The sequence below is a fragment of the Bradyrhizobium ottawaense genome, assembly GCF_002278135.3.
GTDB classification, from domain to species: Bacteria; Pseudomonadota; Alphaproteobacteria; order Rhizobiales; family Xanthobacteraceae; genus Bradyrhizobium; species Bradyrhizobium ottawaense.
This window is the reverse complement of sequence record NZ_CP029425.2, coordinates 3,391,856-3,408,895: the sequence shown is the minus strand read 5'-3', so window position 1 is coordinate 3,408,895 and position 17,040 is coordinate 3,391,856. Positions and strand designations below refer to the sequence as shown.

15 protein-coding genes and 1 pseudogene are annotated in these 17,040 nt (G+C 64.3%); 9 read left to right on the top strand and 7 right to left on the bottom strand.

Going from position 1 to position 17,040, the window contains the following annotated elements; translation table 11 throughout:
* Window positions 1-20: 20 nt before the first annotated feature.
* Window positions 21-632 (top strand): PilZ domain-containing protein, encoded by a 612-nt coding sequence (locus tag CIT37_RS16110; RefSeq protein ID WP_026202686.1) that lies wholly within the window; start codon window positions 21-23, stop codon window positions 630-632.
* A 330-nt stretch (window positions 633-962) separates the two neighbouring features.
* On the top strand, window positions 963-1,586 hold the full coding sequence (locus CIT37_RS16105) for a transglutaminase-like cysteine peptidase (RefSeq protein WP_028141141.1): 624 nt from the start codon (window positions 963-965) through the stop codon (window positions 1,584-1,586).
* Between the two features lie 120 nt (window positions 1,587-1,706).
* On the opposite strand, the gene CIT37_RS16100 is transcribed toward CIT37_RS16105, so the two are convergent.
* The 4 genes from CIT37_RS16100 to CIT37_RS16085 all read right to left on the bottom strand — a co-directional run bounded on the left by CIT37_RS16100 (window position 1,707) and on the right by CIT37_RS16085 (window position 8,192).
* The gene (locus CIT37_RS16100) at window positions 1,707-3,464 is read right to left on the bottom strand and encodes a CYTH and CHAD domain-containing protein (RefSeq protein WP_095426181.1); all 1,758 of its coding nucleotides are present in this window, start codon (window positions 3,462-3,464) and stop codon (window positions 1,707-1,709) included.
* A gap of 467 nt (window positions 3,465-3,931) precedes the next feature.
* Complete coding sequence (locus CIT37_RS16095) at window positions 3,932-5,290, bottom strand: metal-dependent hydrolase family protein (RefSeq protein ID WP_028141143.1); 1,359 nt, start codon at window positions 5,288-5,290, stop codon at window positions 3,932-3,934.
* 237 nt (window positions 5,291-5,527) lie between these two features.
* On the bottom strand, window positions 5,528-7,075 hold the full coding sequence (locus CIT37_RS16090; RefSeq protein WP_028141144.1) for an FAD-dependent oxidoreductase: 1,548 nt from the start codon (window positions 7,073-7,075) through the stop codon (window positions 5,528-5,530).
* Between the two features lie 409 nt (window positions 7,076-7,484).
* On the bottom strand, window positions 7,485-8,192 hold the full coding sequence (locus CIT37_RS16085) for a GntR family transcriptional regulator (protein WP_028141145.1): 708 nt from the start codon (window positions 8,190-8,192) through the stop codon (window positions 7,485-7,487).
* Between the two features lie 270 nt (window positions 8,193-8,462).
* Here CIT37_RS16085 and CIT37_RS16080 point away from each other — a divergent pair.
* The 6 genes and pseudogenes from CIT37_RS16080 to CIT37_RS16055 all read left to right on the top strand — a co-directional run bounded on the left by CIT37_RS16080 (window position 8,463) and on the right by CIT37_RS16055 (window position 14,047).
* A pseudogene (locus CIT37_RS16080) lies at window positions 8,463-9,445 on the top strand (ABC transporter ATP-binding protein).
* A 42-nt stretch (window positions 9,446-9,487) separates the two neighbouring features.
* Window positions 9,488-10,777, top strand: coding sequence for an ABC transporter substrate-binding protein (locus tag CIT37_RS16075; RefSeq protein ID WP_026202682.1), 1,290 nt, complete (start codon window positions 9,488-9,490; stop codon window positions 10,775-10,777).
* 4 nt (window positions 10,778-10,781) lie between these two features.
* Complete coding sequence (locus CIT37_RS16070) at window positions 10,782-11,741, top strand: ABC transporter permease (protein ID WP_038949909.1); 960 nt, start codon at window positions 10,782-10,784, stop codon at window positions 11,739-11,741.
* A gap of 2 nt (window positions 11,742-11,743) precedes the next feature.
* Window positions 11,744-12,622 carry an ABC transporter permease gene (locus CIT37_RS16065; RefSeq protein WP_038949910.1) on the top strand — a complete coding sequence of 293 codons (879 nt, stop codon included), beginning with the start codon at window positions 11,744-11,746 and terminating at the stop codon, window positions 12,620-12,622.
* Window positions 12,623-12,643: 21 nt separating this feature from the next.
* Complete coding sequence (locus CIT37_RS16060) at window positions 12,644-13,375, top strand: aspartate/glutamate racemase family protein (protein WP_095426180.1); 732 nt, start codon at window positions 12,644-12,646, stop codon at window positions 13,373-13,375.
* Window positions 13,376-13,552: 177 nt separating this feature from the next.
* Complete coding sequence (locus CIT37_RS16055) at window positions 13,553-14,047, top strand: hypothetical protein (protein WP_028141150.1); 495 nt, start codon at window positions 13,553-13,555, stop codon at window positions 14,045-14,047.
* 175 nt (window positions 14,048-14,222) lie between these two features.
* Here the strand turns inward: CIT37_RS16055 and CIT37_RS16050 are convergent, their stop codons facing one another.
* Window positions 14,223-14,585 (bottom strand): hypothetical protein, encoded by a 363-nt coding sequence (locus CIT37_RS16050; protein ID WP_095426179.1) that lies wholly within the window; start codon window positions 14,583-14,585, stop codon window positions 14,223-14,225.
* Between the two features lie 103 nt (window positions 14,586-14,688).
* Complete coding sequence (locus CIT37_RS16045; protein WP_095426178.1) at window positions 14,689-15,048, bottom strand: hypothetical protein; 360 nt, start codon at window positions 15,046-15,048, stop codon at window positions 14,689-14,691.
* A 94-nt stretch (window positions 15,049-15,142) separates the two neighbouring features.
* Between CIT37_RS16045 and CIT37_RS16040 the strand changes: the two genes are divergently transcribed.
* Complete coding sequence (locus CIT37_RS16040) at window positions 15,143-15,307, top strand: hypothetical protein (RefSeq protein WP_162832279.1); 165 nt, start codon at window positions 15,143-15,145, stop codon at window positions 15,305-15,307.
* 28 nt (window positions 15,308-15,335) lie between these two features.
* Here the strand turns inward: CIT37_RS16040 and CIT37_RS16035 are convergent, their stop codons facing one another.
* Complete coding sequence (locus tag CIT37_RS16035; RefSeq protein ID WP_095426177.1) at window positions 15,336-17,030, bottom strand: PAS-domain containing protein; 1,695 nt, start codon at window positions 17,028-17,030, stop codon at window positions 15,336-15,338.
* Window positions 17,031-17,040: the final 10 nt, after the last annotated feature.

Sequence of the window (17,040 nt, the reverse complement as noted above, 5' to 3'; positions counted from 1 at the left end):
CGGGGGGTCGGGTGTTGAAAATGGCGTTGGCGAACAAAAAATTTCTTCCTGCCGCCGAAGAGCGTCGGCGTTTCCAGCGGGTGAAGGTGCACCTGCTCGGCCGCTACATGCTGCCGGACCGCCGCGAATTCCCCTGCCAGGTGATCAACATGTCGCCGGGCGGCCTGGCGCTGCTCGCCCCCGGCATCGGCAATGTCGGCGACCGCGTCGTCGCCTATCTCGACCATATCGGTCGCGTCGAGGGCAAGATCACCCGCATCATCGACAATGGCTTCGCCATGACGATCGGGGCGACGCCCCGAAAGCGCGACAAGCTGGCGGCGCAGCTGACCTGGCTCGCCAACCGCGACATCCTCAATCTGCCGGAGGACCGCCGCCACGACCGTATCGTGCCGCGCAACCCGATCGCGGTGCTGACGCTCGAGGACGGCACCAAGATGACCTGCCGCATCATCGACCTTTCCTTGTCCGGTGCCGCCATTGCCGCGGAGAACCGGCCGCCGCTGAAATCGACGGTCATGCTCGGCCGGGTCCAGGGCCGGGTGGTCCGAAACCTCGAAGACGGCTTCGCGCTGGAGTTCGTCCACGCGCAGCCGATCGAGACACTCGAAGAGAGCGTTACCGCGCGGTAAAGCGCAAGGACGCCAAAACCCCTGTATTTTCAGCCCTGAAGGCGGCCTCCGCAATGCGGACGCCGCCTTTTTCATGCGTGATGGCCGACCTCGCGCCGGTTAACGCGCGGCCCGTTTGGAGTGGAAACGGCCGTTCCGCCAGCGTTTCCGCGTTAATCGATAAAATTTGAATCAATTGCAGTTGTTTCAAATTTTATGAGAATTCGATTCAAGTATAGATCGAATTCGCCGCGCCTTTTACTTGTATTCGTCTCGACTTGACTTGGTTGACTTAGCGGCAACTCAAAAGCTCCGTGCGAAATGTGGTCCCAACAAGAAACGGGGGCCGCAATGTTTGACTTCAAGGGACAGGGGAAAGGGCTGGCGCTGGCTGCCATGCTCTTCGGGATCAGCGCGGCAGCGCAGGCCGGCGAGAGCCGTCTGCTTTACGCAAGTCTCGGTGACACCACGCGTGCGCCGATCGGCTGGGTCGAGTTCTGCGCGGACAATACCGCTCAGTGCCAGGGCACGCCGGCACAGCCGCGCGACATCGTGATGTCGCAGGCCGCATGGCGTGACCTCGTCAAGGTCAATCGCTGGGTCAACGAGACCGTCAAGCCTTTGACCGACCAGGAGCACTGGGGCGTGATCGAGAAATGGTCGCTGCCGACCGACGGTTACGGCGACTGCGAAGACTACGTGTTGTTGAAGCGCAAGATGCTGATCGATGCCGGATGGCCGCGCCAGGCCCTGCTGATCACCGTCGTGCGCGACAAGAAGGGCGAAGGACACGCGGTGCTGACGGTGAAGACCGACAAGGGCGAGTTCGTTCTCGACAATCAGAACGAGAACGTCGTTGCCTGGACGGAGACCGGTTACCGCTTCGTCAAGCGCCAGTCGCAGAGCGATCCCAACGTCTGGGTTTCGCTCGGCGATACCAAGCCGGCGGTCTCCACCGCCAGCGCCAGAGATTGAGAACGAGACAAGGAGTTACGCGGCCCGGTCACATCCCCACCCCTCCCCGTCCCAGACCGGTTCGCGCGCGGCCAGCCATCCCCCAATGGCTGGCCGCAACTTTTTTGGGGGGATGCGTGATCAGTCCTGTGAGGACCAAGGCACGCGCGCGGCGGTGAAATCGCGCCAGGTGCCTTGCAAGGCCGGCTTGATGCCGATCGATGCACGCGCCTGCCAGCCTGCGATCGCAGCGCCGGCGATGGCGCTGTCGGGATCGGCTCCGAGCCCGTCGAGCAGCGAAGCCGTGACCGCCATGTCGTTGTAGGCGCCGAGCTCCTCCTGCAAACCGGCCAGCCTGCGGGCAAATTTCCTCGCGGGCTTGCGATCGGAAAACAGCGGCAACAGGAACTCGCTGAGATAACGCAGCCGTTTGGTCGCGAGCCGCACCCGGTGCAGCTCGTCCATCGTGAGCGACTTGAAGCGGCGGCCGCGCTTGAGCACCTTGGCGTATTGCTCCGACAGAATGCGCTGGGCGAAGTTGACGGCGGGCTCGGCGAGCCGGCCGAGATCTTCGGCGGCGACGTCGTTGCGCCAGCCCCGTGTCTCGATCCAGTTGCCGAGGCCGATCAGGAACATGGCGCAGCGGCGATCGTCGAGCGCCTGATGCGCCTTGCGATAGGCGTCGGACTGGCGCTCGGCCGCAGCCCGGCCGAGCGCATCGAAGCCGGCGATCGAAGGGCAAGCCTTCGCGATCGTCGGCAGGGTCTCGAGCTGGAACACATCCCAGTCGCGTGCGGCGGACAGGTCTTGCGCCAGCCAGCGCGCTTCCGACCTCAATGCGTCGAGATTGCTGAGCGCGCCGACCGAGCGCATCAGGTCGAGCGCCGATCGAATCCGGCGCAGCGAGACACGCAGCTGATGCACGCCTTCCGGATTGCGCCCGTCCTCGGCCGCCGGCAGCGACTGAAGCAGATGGAGGAAGCAGGAGCGCAGGATCGTCGCGAAGGCTTCGTCGAGCGTCACCGACGGATCGAGGCGAAGTTTTCGCGGGCGTCGTGCCGAGGGCGGCACGCCTGCGGCAAGGTCGAAGCCGCGCGCCGACTTGCTGCGGATGGACGGCTTCACCGCGCCGTGCTCCGCAAGCCGCAACGCGACCTCGTAGATCGTGCTCGCGCTGCCGCTCTTGAGCTCCAGCTCGATCTCGCTTACCGGCAGCGATCGATCACTCGCCGTGAGCACGCCCTGGTCGAAGGCGATCTCGACCGTGCCGGACGGCAGGTCGATCATCCGCGCGTGGCGATGGACATCGGCGGTGAAGATAGCTTCGAGCGGCTGCGCTTCGAGATGGCTGCGAAGTTTCTCTGGAATGAACGGCATCGCCAGAGCGAGATCGGGCGCAAGCGAGGCCACGCTCGCCTCCCACTCGCCGCGGCGCAGCGGATCGTCCGCCACGTCGGTCTTCACGGTCTGCACGAAGCGCGCGCCGCTCTGGCGAACGCGCAGGCTCAGGCCGTTGCGCCGAAGCATCCGATCGGGCGTATCATAGTAGACGGATTTGAGGTGTTTTCGCGAGCCCTTGTTGCGCGCATTCGCCGCAATGACCGGCGCGGCGTTGAAATGCGCCATGCGATCGGCATCGACGAGCAGCTTGAGCTCGATCTCGCCGGGGTGCGCGGCAAGGCTCGACCGAGTTGGTTCCGGAGCAGGCGGGGCATCTTGCGATGGCGTCTGATCACTCACAGCGCCCTCGACGATCGCAGGTTCCGCGCCGGGCTCGGCCGGTTCAATCTGCCTGAGGAAGCCGGCGACGACTTGCGTCCTGTTGTTGTCCTTCGGGACAGGATTCCCGTCCGGCGCACTCGGGGTTTTGCGAGCCGGGGTTGCGTCTGATTTCAGCATTTACGGTGACATGACAGTTCAATGACAGAGCGACAGCATATAGCGGGAGCGGCCCGCGAGGAATAGTCACGTTATGCAGCAGTGCGTGATCATCGACACGACGTGCCAGACGCAGGAATCCGGCAACGCTTGTCACAATCCGGCGTGCCAATACGAGCTAAACTGCCCTGAGCGCAGCAAATGATCGATTCGACGAGCGAAATTCGCTGCTCTCGAAACCGAAATGAACGCGCCAGCGAGTTTGACCCATGCTAGCCGAGAAATTCTTTCTGGTTCTGGAGACGCTGAGAAGCCATGCCCCCGATGACAGGCCTGCAATTGTGACAAGCCCTGGGCGGCCTGCCGCGGTTCCGGAGATCGCGGCCGGTTCGCGGCGCAACAGGCCGGTTGCGGAGGATCGCCCCTAGGAGCGATCCCGCCACCTCATGTCTGGCAGGCGCGCAAGATGTGATCGACGCGCGCGCTTGTCAGCGTGCGAGGATGTTCTTGTAGACCTTGCCGCCCTTCATGATCACCACAAAATTCTTCGCGGGATCTTCGACGAGCTTGATGTTGTCGAGCGGATTGCCGTCGACCAGAAGGAGATCGGCGAACGCGCCCTCCTCGACCACGCCGAGCTTGCCCGGATAGGGATTTCGCGGACCCGACAGGCTCAGCAATTCGGCATTGGCCGACGTCGCCATCGCCAACGCTTCGGCCGATGTGTACCAGCGCGTGAGTGCGGCCAGCATGGCGCCCTGTCGATCCGCCAGCGCCTGCGAGAACAGGACGTCGGTGCCCCACGCGGTCTTGATGCCGTACTTCTTCGCGAGCGCATAGACGCGGTCGGTTCCGGCAACCACCTGTTTCATCTTGTCCTGCTCGGCGGGTCCGAGCGCGGCGGCACCGGAGATATCCAGGAACGGTTGCGTGCTCAACCAGATCCCCTTCTCCGCAATCAGCTTGGCGCTCGCCTCGTCCATGAGATGACCGTGCTCGATGCATCTGACGCCGGCCGCGACCGAGCGCTGGATCGCGACCGATGTATAGGCGTGCGTAGCAACATAGGTGCCCCAATTGTCGGCGGCTTCGACCGCCGCGCGCAGCTCGGGCTCGGTGAAGGTGGAGACGTCGAGCGGGCTGAAGGGCGATGCAACGCCGCCGCCTGCGGTGAGCTTGACCTGCGAGGCCCCCTGCATGAGCTGCTCGCGCGCGCGCACACGCACCTCGTCCGGACTGTCGGCCACCATGCTGCCGCCGATCCGCTCCATGCGGCTCAGCATGCCGCCGATCGTTCGCGGCAGATCGGAGAGCTGGCGGAAGTCGCCGTGACCGCTGGTAACGGTGATTATGGCGCCGGAGGGATAGATGCGGGGACCTGCGACGAGGTCCTCGTCGATGGCCTGCTTCAGGCCGAAGCTCGGCCCGCCCATGTCGCGCACGGTGGTGAAGCCGCGCATCAGCGTGGCCGTCGCCTCGCTGGCGGCAAGCAGGTTGTTGTAGCCGATATCGCCCGCAAGCGCGGCCATCGGCGTCGGGCGCACCAGCATCACGTGCCAATGCGCATCGATCAGTCCCGGCATCAGCACGCGGCCGCCGCCGTCGATCACCTGGCCGGCGGCCGCGATGTCCGCGGTCGAGATCTTCTCGATCTTCCCATTTCTGACGAGGACGTTGGACGCGGCTGACAGCGCGGCGCTCTTGCCGTCGAATATCCGGACGTTGCGAAACAGGACGACGGAGTCCTGCTGGGCCTTCGCCGAGGAGGCGCTGCCGAGGATCGTTACAACGGCCGCAAGCAGCGTGGCGATTCCGGACACTCTGGCCGGCATCCTCAAACCCGACATGGCCGGCCTCCGCTAGGTGCAGGGCTACGCGAGGGGTGATGGCAGGCACGCAACGTCTCGGCGCCAGTTGACGCCGACGTCTGGCCTCCGTCAACTGGCCACCACAGCGGCAAATATGCAGTCCTGCCATCTACATTGATGAGAGGTCGCCGCGATCGGCTCCAATTTGAATCAAACAGATATTGCCGTGTGCGAAATCAGGGACCGCGCCCAGCGCGTCCGCAAGGACTGCACGCCTCACTCTGCGGCTTCAAGATTGGCGGGTTTGTCGATGTCGCCGAGCGGAGACACCGCAGGGCCGTTCAGCGCGGTGCCATCAGGAGCGAATTGCGAGCCGTGACACGGGCAATCCCAACATTGCTCGAGCGCATTCCAGTGCACGACGCAGCCGAGATGGGTGCAGCTTGCCGAATGCAGATGCAAATGTCCGTTCCGGTCCCGGCATGCCGCGATCTTCTTCAGGCCGCTCCGGACGAGGCGCCCCTCCCCGGGGCGCAGACGTTCGACGCCCGCGATCTCGCTCGCCGTCAGATACTCCGCGAAATTCTTCAGCGGCGTGATGTTCTCGCTGATGAACTCGCCGATGTTTTTCTGAATCTTGCGTGCCGGGGCGTAGACTTCCTCCCACGGGCTCGCCCCGGTCATGACGAGATCTGCAATCAGCATGCCCGCCACCAGCCCGTTCGTGATGCCCTGTCCGGAGTCACCACTGACGATGAAGAGATGCTCCTCGCCGGGGCTACGGCCAATGAAGCCGACGAAATCGCTCGGCTCCAGCACCTGACCTGACCATCGGTGAGTGACCCCGCGCAGCGCCGGCAATCGCTCGCGCGCCCAGCGCTCGAGCGCGGCAAGGCGCTGTGCGCCGTCGTCCGCTTCACCGGATTTGTGATCTTCGCCGCCGATGATGACGAGATCCTCCTCCGCAGAGAGCGGCTGAAGCCTGACATAGTGATAGGGATCGAGCGTGTCCCAATACAGCGCATCCTTGAGCGCGCCGGCCGGGATTTTGGCGGCGAGCGCATAAGTGCGGTAAGGCGCCTGCTTGGTATGGATCGCGACCTGCACATTGACCGGCGAGTTCGTCGCGACGACCACGTCGGCGGCGCGGACCTCGTAGCCCGAGCCGGTCGTCACGATCATGTCGCCACGCGCTTGACGGATGCTTTCAACGCAGGTGTCGGCGTAGAGCTGCGCCCCGCGGCGCTGAAGTGCGCCGGCCAGTCCGGCAAGATATCTGGTCGGGTGCAGGCGCGCCTGGCGGGCAAAGCGCAACGAGCGCACCAGACCTCCAGAATGGAATACGGTCGGCTCGGCGCAATTTTCGACGGGAATCCCGAGCTTGCGACAGCAATCCAATTCTGTATCCAGCTCGGATGCAGGGGTTTCGGGCGCCTGCACCCAGTAGCCGTCGACACGCCGAAAATCACAATCGATGTGCTCATCGCGCTGAATGGCCTCGGCGCGGGCGATTGCGGCTTCGACGCTCTGATAATAGTGCCGCGCACAATCTGGGCCGCGGACCCTGACCAATTCGCCGTAGCCATCGTCGAGCGCCGTCGCCAGATGCGCCGTGGTGCGCGCCGTCATCCCGCTACCAATGCCGCCGCGATCGAGCACCGCGACGGAGCGTCCATGGCAGGCCAGTTCATAAGCCACGGACAGCCCGGCTATTCCAGAGCCGATGATAACGACGTCCACGGCCACGGTGCGCGACAGCGCGGGGGCATCCGCGACCGAAACATCCATCCAGAGCGATCGCGTGTACTCGTCCCGTACGTTCATGACGCTGCTCCTTCGAAAAGAACAACGATGCGGCAGAATGTGGGTTCCTGCCCACCCTGCGCAGCGCAAACGCCATCGAAAGTCCCGGCGCTGATTAGGAACCTTCGTCGCGCTCGCGCTTGAACCGGCATGAAAGATCCATCACCCGGGATGCGCAGGGCATTACGTCATGCCCAACTGTACGGTCACTTGCTCGTCCGAAATGACAGGCTGTATTACCCGGGAGGTAACCATCCCATCTGCTCGGTGCAGCTTGCACGGGAGATGGTCAGGTCAGGATGGATGACAAAGCGAGGCGGCGACTACGAGATCACCCCCGACGGGCAGCTCGCCGCAGAACGCGAACTCAGCCACTGACGCGGGATCGCAGCTCTCGGCGGCGATTCCCGGCGCTTGCGATCGATGCGGATCAGACGCCCAGCACGTCCGCGAGCCGCAGCTCGTCGGCGGCGGGGTCCTTGAGGAACAGCTCGTCCTCGATCTCGGTCAGATGCGAGAGCATCTGCGCGCGCGCAGCCTGCTTGTCGCGATTGCGGATCGCGGCGACGATGCCGGCGTGATGATCGGTGCCGCAGGCGGGCGTGTCGTGGCGGCGGTACAGCAGGATGATGAGCGAGGAGCGCGCGATCATCTCCTTGAGGAAGCCGATATAGATGCTGTGGCCGCTCATCTCGGCGACGAGCTTGTGAAACTCACCGGAAAGCCGAACCGAGGCGCGCGCGTCGCCGCGCAGCTCGGCCTCGCGCTCCTCGGTGAGATGTTGCTGGAGACGATCGAGCCAGGCCGGCGACATCGCGTCGATGGCATGATCGACGATGGTGGGCTCGATCAGGCGCCGCGCCTCGAACACCTCGCGGGCATCGGCGGGCGTGGGGCGCGCGACGAACGCGCCGCGGTTCTTCTCGATGTTGACGATGCCCTCATGTGCAAGTTGCTGCAGCGCGGTGCGGACCAGGGTGCGGCTCGCGCCGTAGATCTCGCCAATCTCGTCCTCGCCGAGCTTCGTGCCCGGCAGCAGGCGATGCTCGAGGATCGCGGCGGTCACGCCCTCCCGGATGCGGCTGACGCGATCGCTCGCGTCTGGCGCGTCGGATTTGGGGCGGGTCTTGGCGGCCATTGGTTCGAGAGTTGGGCTTGAGGGCTCGGTCGACGACGTTCGCTTTCGAATGTTAGTCGACGACCTGTATCCAATCACAGGCGAAACTTTATACAATCTTCGCCTATTTTGTGTGCAAATGACCGTGCAGGCAGCGGGCAGCCCGGATGCACCGGATTCGATCTAACGATCTGACTCCGCTGCACAGTTTTGAGAAATCGGCGGACCGAAGCTGGTTGGCACGGACCTTGCGGAGAGAGGCCGGAAGCACCGCCCCTCCCCGGACACGCCATGGCCACTCCCGCCGCTCTCGAACTGGTCGCCGTCACCAAGCGCTACGACACGACGCTGGCGGTCGACACCGTCAATTTGAAGATCCCGGCCGGCACCTATTGCTGCCTGCTCGGCCCGTCCGGCTGCGGCAAGACCTCGACCCTGCGGATGATCGCGGGCCACGAGGCGGTCAGCGGGGGCGACATCATCCTCGGCGCGCAGAACGTCACCGACCTGCCGCCGGCCGAACGCGGCACCGCGATGATGTTCCAGTCCTACGCGCTGTTTCCGCATCTCAGCGTGATCGACAACGTCGCCTTCGCCCTGAAGATGCGCGGCGTCGACAAGCCGACGCGTCACAAGCGCGCCGGCGAACTGCTCGAGCTGGTCGCGATGAGCCAATATGCGGGCCGTCTCCCGGCACAGCTCTCCGGCGGCCAGCAGCAGCGAGTCGCACTCGCCCGCGCGCTGATCACCGAGCCGCAGATCCTCCTGCTCGACGAGCCCCTCTCCGCGCTCGATCCGTTCCTGCGGGTGAAGATGCGCGGTGAATTGAAGCGGCTGCAGCGCGAGCTCGGCATCAGCTTCATCCAGGTCACCCACGGCCAGGAAGAGGCGATGGCGCTCGCCGACCACATCGTGGTGATGAACCACGGCCGGATCGAGCAGCAGGGCACCGCGCGCGACATCTTCCACCATCCCCGCACCGAATTCGTGGCGCGCTTCATCGGCGGCCACAACGTGCTCAGCGACGCCGGCAATCTGATCGCCGTGCGGGCCGATCAGCTCGGCATCGCGCCGTTCATCGACGGTGCGTTCGGCGCGCCGGCGCGGCTGATCCAGACCGAGTACGCTCCTACATCGCCGTCTCGCTCACGCTCGACGACGGCACCGCCCTGTTCTCCCACGTTCCCGAAGCCACTTTCGACGTCCACCCGTTCCGTCCGGGCGATCGCGTGCTGGCCACCTGGGATCCCGCCAAGGCGCAACGCCTGCAATAGCGCCGATCGATCACTGGAATGCGCAACAGAGGAGTGACTGACATGAGCGAGACCACCAGGACAAAGGGCGTCAGCCGCCGCACGCTGCTCAAGGGCACCGCCAGTCTGGCCGGCCTTGCCGCCGGCTCCGGCGCCATCACCGGCTTTCCCTATGTGAAGTCGGCCGAGACCAAGGTGCTGCGCTATCTCGGCACCGCCGTGAACGAGGGCGACGACATCTCCAAGCAGTGCCTGAAAGACACCGGCATCAAGATCGAATACATCACCGCGACCACCGACGACGTCACCAAGCGCGTGATGACCCAGCCGAACTCCTTCGACGTGCTGGACACCGAATATTTCTCGCTGAAGAAGATCGTGCCGTCGGGCAACATCCTTGCGCTCGACGCCAGGAAGATCAAACAGTTCGACAACATCACGCCTGTCTTCACCAAGGGCGAGACGCCCGGTGGCAAGAAGATCGGCGGCCAGGGCACCGCGCCCTGGAAGGTCCTCTATCTCGAAGGCAAGGACTCCAAGAAGTTCGCGACGTCGGCGACTGAATTCGTCACGCTGATTCCAACGGTCTACAACGCCGACACGCTGGGCATCCGCCCCGATCTGATCAAGCGTCCGATCAGCTCCTGGTCCGAGCTGCTCAACCCCGAATTCAAGGGCAAGGCCTCGATCCTCAACATCCCCTCGATCGGCATCATGGACGCCGCGATGGTCGTGGAAGCCACCGGCAAGTACAAATATGCCGACAAGGGCAACATGACCAAGGAAGAGATCGATCTCACCATGAAGGTGATGACCGAGGCCAAGAAGGCGGGCCAGTTCCGCGCGTTCTGGAAAGACTTCAACGAGAGCGTCAACCTGATGGCATCAGGGGAAACCGTGATCCAGTCGATGTGGTCGCCGGCAGTCACCAAGGTCCGCTCGATGGGCATTGCCTGCACCTTCCAGCCGCTGAAGGAAGGCTATCGCTCCTGGGCCTCGGGCTTCTGCGTCTCCAAGGGCGTCTCGGGCGCGAAGCTCGAATGGGCCTATGAGTTCGTGAACTGGTTTCTGTCAGGCTATGCCGGCGCCTATCTCAATCGCCAGGGCTACTACTCCGCCGTGCTCTCCACCGCGAAGGCGCATATGGAGCCCTACGAGTGGGCGTACTGGATGGAAGGCAAGCCGGCCGAGAAGGACATCAAGGCACCCGACGGCTCGCTGCTCGAAAAGGCGGGCGCCGTGCGTGACGGCGGCTCCTATGAGGACCGCATGGGCGGCGTCGCCTGCTGGAACGCGGTGATGGACGAGAACGACTACATGGTCCGCAAGTGGAACGAGTTCATCGCAGCGTGATTTGATGGACACGTCAGAGGACATCCTGCAACAGGCATCCCCGGACCTCGCCCGGGGACCCGACACCGCGCGCGCCGCAAAGGCCGCGCGGTTGTCGCCGTCCTTCATCTCCTGGCTCCAGGCCGGGCCGATGATGCTGGTGTTTCTCGCCTTCTTTCTCATTCCGCTGGTCTTCGTCGTCATCGTCTCGTTCTGGGACTACAACGAATACCAGTTGCTGCCGGCGTTCTCCGGCCGCGGTTACACCGACACGTTCGAAGGCTGCATCGCGCAGCTGCCCGATCTCTGCACGATCGGCAAGACTTATGTGAAGACGCTGAAGCTCTGCTTCCTGGTCTGGGCGATCACGCTGTTCATCGGCTTCTGGGTCGCCTATTTCCTCGCCTTCCACGTCAAGTCCAAGACCTGGCAGATGGGATTGTCGCTGCTCTGCACGATCCCGTTCTGGACCTCCAACGTGATCCGCATGATCGCCTGGATCCCGCTGCTCGGGCGCAACGGCCTCGTCAATTCGGGCCTCGTCAAGACCGGCCTGATCAACCACCCGCTGGAATGGCTGCTGTTCTCCGAATTCTCGGTGGTGCTGGCGCTGGTGCACCTCTTCACCTTCTTCATGGTGGTGCCGATCTTCAATTCGATGATCCGCATCGACAAGTCGCTGATCGAGGCCGCCTATGATGCCGGCGCGACCGGCTTCCAGACGCTGGTCAACGTCATCATCCCGCTGGCAAAGCCGGGCATCGTCATCGGCTCGATCTTCGTCATCACCATCGTGATGGGCGACTTCATCACCATCGGCGTGATGGGCGGCCAGCAGATCGCCGCTGCCGGCAAGATCATCGAGACGCGGGTCAACGCGCTGCAATTCCCGGCCGCCGCGGCCAACGCCGTGATCCTGCTCGCGATCACCTTCCTGATCATCACCATGATGTCGCGCATCGTGGACATCAAGAAGGAGCTCTGAGCATGAAGGAAGGACGCCCGCGCTCTTTCTACATCCTCGCGATCTTCTTCGCGGCCTATGTGCTGTTCCTCTACGGCCCGATGATCGCGATCTACGTGCTGTCGTTCCAGGGGCCGCAGGGCGGCCTCACCTTCCCGATGAATGGCGTGTCGACCTTCTGGATCGCAAAATTGTTCCAGGGCACCGGCATCGTCGATCTCGGCGCGGCCTTCCGCCGCTCGCTGCTGCTCGGCATCATCGTGATGATCGTCACCGTCGTGCTGTCGGTCGCCGCCGGCATGGCCTTCCGCAGGAAGTTCAGGGCGCAGAGCATTCTGTTCTATTCGGCGATCGCCAGCCTGATCGTGCCTTCGATCATCACCTCGCTCGGCATCTCCCTTGAATTTCGCATCATCGACGATCTGATCAAGGCGCATTGGAACGAGAATTTCGAGACCTCGATGGGCCTGCTCACATCGGGTCTCGGCGCACACCTGACCTGGACGTTGCCGTTCGGCCTTCTGATCATGTTCGCGATCTTCAACCGCTTCGATCCCCGCCTCGAGGAAGCCGCGCGCGATCTCGGGGCGACGCCGTGGCAGACGTTCCGCCATGTCGTGCTGCCGATCATCCTGCCTTCCGTAATTGGCATCGGCCTGTTCGGCTTCACGCTATCCTGGGACGAACTCGCCCGCTCCAGCCAGGCGATCGGGGCGGTGAATACGCTGCCGCTCGATCTGCAGGGCCTGACCACCACGGTGACGAATCCCGACATCTATGCGCTCGGCACAGTGATCTCGGCTGTCTCGTTCACGGTGATCACGCTTGCGCTCGGCACCATCCACATGCTCAACAAGCGGCAGGCGGCCAAGGGTTCGGACGCCGGCAAAGGCCTTGTCTGAGAAGGGACTTGTCTGATCGAAATGCGACTGCACATCGTCAATCCCAACACCACTGCTACGATGACGGCGAAGATCGCCGCTGCATCGCGCAGCGTCGCCCTGCCCGGCACGGTGATCGACGCGCGGCAGCCGACAATGGGCCCGGTCTCGATCGAGGGATTTTACGACGAAGCCTTCGCCGTGCCCGGCATGCTCGGCTGCATCCGCGAGGCCGACCGCGATGGTGCGGAGGCCCACATCATCGCCTGCTTCGACGACACCGGCTTGGATGCCGCCCGCGCCATCGCGAAGGCGCCGGTGATCGGCATTGGAGAGGCCGGCTTCCACATGGCGAGCCTGATCGCCGCGCGCTTTGCCGTGGTGACGACGCTCGGTGTCTCCATCCTGCCGATCGAGCATAATCTCAAGAAGTACGGCCTCGCCGAACGCTGCACCCGCGTCCGCGCCGCCGAGGTCCCGGTGCTTGCGCTCGAGGAGCGCAACACGGACGCGCTCGCAAAGATCTCCACGGAGATCACGGCCGCGATCCGCGACGACCGGGCGGAAGCCATCGTGCTCGGCTGCGCCGGCATGGCCGATCTCGCCGCTGAGCTCGCCACCACCCATGGCCTGCCCGTGATCGACGGCGTCGCTGCTGCGGTGACGCTGGCGGAATCACTGGTGCGGCTGGGCCTGAAGACCTCCCGCCTCGGGCCCTACGCGGCACCGCGCGCGAAGACCTATTCCGGGCCGTTTGCGCCGTTTCAACCTTGATTCCCGCGCCAGGGCGGAGCCTTGGAAGCCGCAAGACCCGCTGATTCCTGGTTTTTTGGCCCTTAGCCTCTTTTTGGTCCCATTCCTTGCGGAAACGTAACACTTTCGAGACGCCCCGGCGACCTCTGGTTGCCGGTCTTCGCCACTCACCAAGTTTCAATTTGGGTTTTGTCAGCGATGATCGATCTCGCCCAGGACACACCGTCGAACCCCCTGCTTCGCCTTGGCGCCCAGCCCATCGCGCTGACCGCCGCTGCGCTGCTGCTCCTGATCGCGGGGGTGACCTCGATCGCGATCTGGCGGGCCTATACCGGCGCCGCACCTGAAGCTGACCGGGTGGTGGCATCGCGGCAGCTCCAGGCCCGTACGGCCCAGGCCTCCGAGCAGCTGGTCGAGAAGACCAAGGGGCTGGAGGCGACCCAGCAGGAATCGATCGACCAGCTCCAGGTCGTGCAGGACCAGCTCCAGACGATGAAGCGGCTGATGGCGGCGCAGCAGGCCGACACCAAGCGCCTGTCCGAACAGGTCGCCTCGCTGAACGAGTCCATCGACGGCTTGCGGCAATCGTTCGCCAGCGCACGGGCAAGCGAGGTTGAAGCGCCCTCGGTTACCCGCAGGAAACCGGCGCGGCACCGTGTCCACGCCAGTGCGCGCAAGCGCTCGCGCGGCTAACTCCCCACCTCGCCGTGGAACTTTATTTTTGCCACTTGTGAACTGGATCACATTCGGCCGTATGATTCCGCGCGATGGTCGCGCTTACCGGATGGCGTGAGCCGATTTCAATGTCCGGGGCTGGCAAGGTCGTTGACGGTATACTGCGTCAACGGCCTTGTTTTTTTGTGGGACGCTATTCGCAGACGTCCACGCGGCGGATGCGCCAGCCCGCCGGCGTCATGACGCGCTTGCGCGCGACGTAGCAGCCTCCATAGCCATCGTTGTAGTCGCCGTAGCCGGTACTATAATAGGTGGGACCGTAGCCGTAGCCGTAATAACCGCCATAGTAGCCGGCGCCGGCGATGCCCGCCCCGATCGCGACACCTGGCCAGAAGCCGCCGCCATGCCAATGGCCGCCATGGCCCCAGCCGCCCCCGCCGTGCCCCCAGCCGCCATGTCCCCCGCCATGTCCGAACCCCCCTGCGTGGGCCACCTGCGGCGCCGACAGCCCGACTGCCGCGACGGCCAGCGCCGCCATCATCATCCTGCGTAACATCACTCGATCCTCCGCGTGGACACGCTCCACGCTTCAAAGCGGGATCAAGCTAACGTCACTTGGGCATTCGGGACAGCCACGCTGTCTCACTTCCGCGCGAGGATCAGCACCCGCGGCAGATGCTCTTGAGCTTCTTGTCGAGCATCCGATTCTCGGCATTGACGGCGGCATCGGCGCCGCCGCCTGTGCCGCTGCCAGTCGTACCGCCGGAGCCCGGGCCGGATGACTGAGCCGTACCCAGGCTGTTGGTGCCGGGCGGTGGAGCCGGCGAGTTGGCGAGGCCACCGCTCGATCCAACGGAGCCTCCAGTCGATCCCGCGGCGCCTCCAGTCGATCCCGCGGCGCCTCCGGTCGATCCGGCCGAACCGCCGCTCGCCTGCGCGAACGCGACGGCCGGCATCGCTGCGAGGGCGAAGATCACCATCATGGTCTTGATCGAGACGGTTGCAGGCGATGCAGCCATGAGAATTCTCCTTTGCCGGTCAACCGCCGCAGCGAAGGCAGGTTCCGGAACAAATGCCGTCACATCAGCTTGAAAGCGAGGAGGCTCAATCACGGTGACCGATCGCGATCCTTTTGCAGAAGGCGAACGCGCCGCGCGCGACAACATTCCGGCCGAGGCCAATCCCTACCTCGGCGGCAGCGACGAGCATGCGCTGTGGGCCGCCGGCCACGAGAAGGTCGCAGGCGCGACCGAAGCGCGCGAATCCGAGGGAAGCTGACGTCCCGCTCCGGATCGCGCGCCGATCGCTATGCGGCCGCCACCATATTCTCGGTCCGGTCCTCGACCATGGTCACGAACATGTGGGACTCTTCGCTGGCGCCGCCGATCTGAACCCGCCGTGCGGAGATCACGCGACGCCCGCGCGCGGGATTGTCGATGGTGTCGATGATCGGCGCGAGCTGCTGCTTCTGCGCGAGCAGCTGCTTGTCGCGCCGCTCGATCAGCTCGGCCGCCTCCGGGGAGAACAATTCCCGCGCGGTCTTGCCGATGATCTCGCCGCGCGACATGCCGATCATCTTCTCGGCCGCCTTGTTGACGAAGACGTAGCGCAGATTGCGCGCATCCTTGGCGATGATGCCCTCGGCCACGTTCTCGATGATGGTGGCGAGGAAGCGCTCCATCCGCTCGAGAATGCGCTCGCGCTGACGCTGTTCGGTGACGTCCTCCTGCACGGAAACCCAGCCGCCGCCGTCCATCGGACGCTCGTAGATCTTGATGATGCGGCCGTCGTTCAAGGCGATCTCGTAGGCCGCCGGCTCGCGCCTGGCGATCCGGTCGAGAACGGCCGCGACATATTTCGCGACGTCGCCGCTGAACAGCCCGCTCTTGACCCGGTGCTGGAGGATATCCTCGAGGGTCGATCCAGCCTGGATCGTCTCGGGCAGATTGTAGATCTGCCGGTAGTTCGAGTTCATCGCGACCACGACCGCCTTGCCGTCGAGCATGATCAGTCCCTGCGGCATGCTGTTGATGGCGGCCGAGAGCTGCCACTTCTTGGCCTGGTACTTGTCGTTGAATTGGTCGCGCTCGGTCCTCGCGGCGTCGCGCGCCTGGGCGGTGCCGAGCTCGAGCTCCTCGAGCTCGAAGATGCGCGCGACGGCGTCGCGGAAGTTCTGCACGGCGCGCGCAAGACGTCCGATCTCGTCGTGACGGCCGAGATGCGGCACCTCGCTCTTGACGTCGCCCTGCGCGATCCGGTCGGTCGCCTGCGTGATATCGGCCAGGGCGCCGACGACCGAACTGCGCATGACGACGACGTTGAGCGCCGCCAGCATCAAGGCGGCGAGTCCGAGTGCGAACAGATAGGCAGCCGCATAGCGGTTCTCATTGGCAAGCTCGTCCGCCTCGCGGGCGCGCTGCTGGTAGATGCGCTCGAGCGCCTCGATATCGCTGTTGAGCTTGCTGCGCACGGTGCGGTTGGCGTCGTTGTCGCCCCATTCGCGCCCCGCGGCCGGGCTGATCTCGATCCCGCGCCGCACCAGTTCCTGACGGAAGTCGATGAATTGCATGATGCGCTGGCGGAAGCTCGCGAACAGCTCGGCGTCGTCGTTGCCGACGTTCTTCTCCATGCTCTTCACGGCCTCGGCGAGCTCGTGGTTGCGCCGCACCAGCCCGTCCGCGAACGGCTTCATCGCACGACGATCGGCCGACATGTAGATGCCGCGTGATTCCATCACGATGGCATAGATCAGCGCATTGATGCGCCCGACGCCGATCGCCGCCTCGGCGGCGGTGACATGCATGTGGCGATACGTCGTCTGCAAGCGTACGGACTGGACCGACATCACCAGGAGGAAGGTGGTGACGATCGCAAGGAAGGCGGCAATGCTGTAGACCTTCTCGGCGACCGTCAGCGTGTCGGCGCCGCGCGCGAGTCTTACGAACTTCTTCAATAGATTGGTTCCGGCACCGAAGCCGGATCCCAGCGCCGTCGCATCCATGGCGCCGCTC

Coding starts and splice junctions, on each gene's coding strand:
- CIT37_RS16110 (WP_026202686.1), top strand. CDS start 21: ATGGCGTTGGCGAACAAAAAATTTCTTCCTGCCGCCGAAGAGCGTCGG.
- CIT37_RS16105 (WP_028141141.1), top strand. CDS start 963: ATGTTTGACTTCAAGGGACAGGGGAAAGGGCTGGCGCTGGCTGCCATG.
- CIT37_RS16100 (WP_095426181.1), bottom strand. CDS start 3,464: ATGCTGAAATCAGACGCAACCCCGGCTCGCAAAACCCCGAGTGCGCCG.
- CIT37_RS16095 (WP_028141143.1), bottom strand. CDS start 5,290: ATGTCGGGTTTGAGGATGCCGGCCAGAGTGTCCGGAATCGCCACGCTG.
- CIT37_RS16090 (WP_028141144.1), bottom strand. CDS start 7,075: ATGAACGTACGGGACGAGTACACGCGATCGCTCTGGATGGATGTTTCG.
- CIT37_RS16085 (WP_028141145.1), bottom strand. CDS start 8,192: ATGGCCGCCAAGACCCGCCCCAAATCCGACGCGCCAGACGCGAGCGAT.
- CIT37_RS16075 (WP_026202682.1), top strand. CDS start 9,488: ATGAGCGAGACCACCAGGACAAAGGGCGTCAGCCGCCGCACGCTGCTC.
- CIT37_RS16070 (WP_038949909.1), top strand. CDS start 10,782: ATGGACACGTCAGAGGACATCCTGCAACAGGCATCCCCGGACCTCGCC.
- CIT37_RS16065 (WP_038949910.1), top strand. CDS start 11,744: ATGAAGGAAGGACGCCCGCGCTCTTTCTACATCCTCGCGATCTTCTTC.
- CIT37_RS16060 (WP_095426180.1), top strand. CDS start 12,644: ATGCGACTGCACATCGTCAATCCCAACACCACTGCTACGATGACGGCG.
- CIT37_RS16055 (WP_028141150.1), top strand. CDS start 13,553: ATGATCGATCTCGCCCAGGACACACCGTCGAACCCCCTGCTTCGCCTT.
- CIT37_RS16050 (WP_095426179.1), bottom strand. CDS start 14,585: ATGTTACGCAGGATGATGATGGCGGCGCTGGCCGTCGCGGCAGTCGGG.
- CIT37_RS16045 (WP_095426178.1), bottom strand. CDS start 15,048: ATGGCTGCATCGCCTGCAACCGTCTCGATCAAGACCATGATGGTGATC.
- CIT37_RS16035 (WP_095426177.1), bottom strand. CDS start 17,030: ATGGATGCGACGGCGCTGGGATCCGGCTTCGGTGCCGGAACCAATCTA.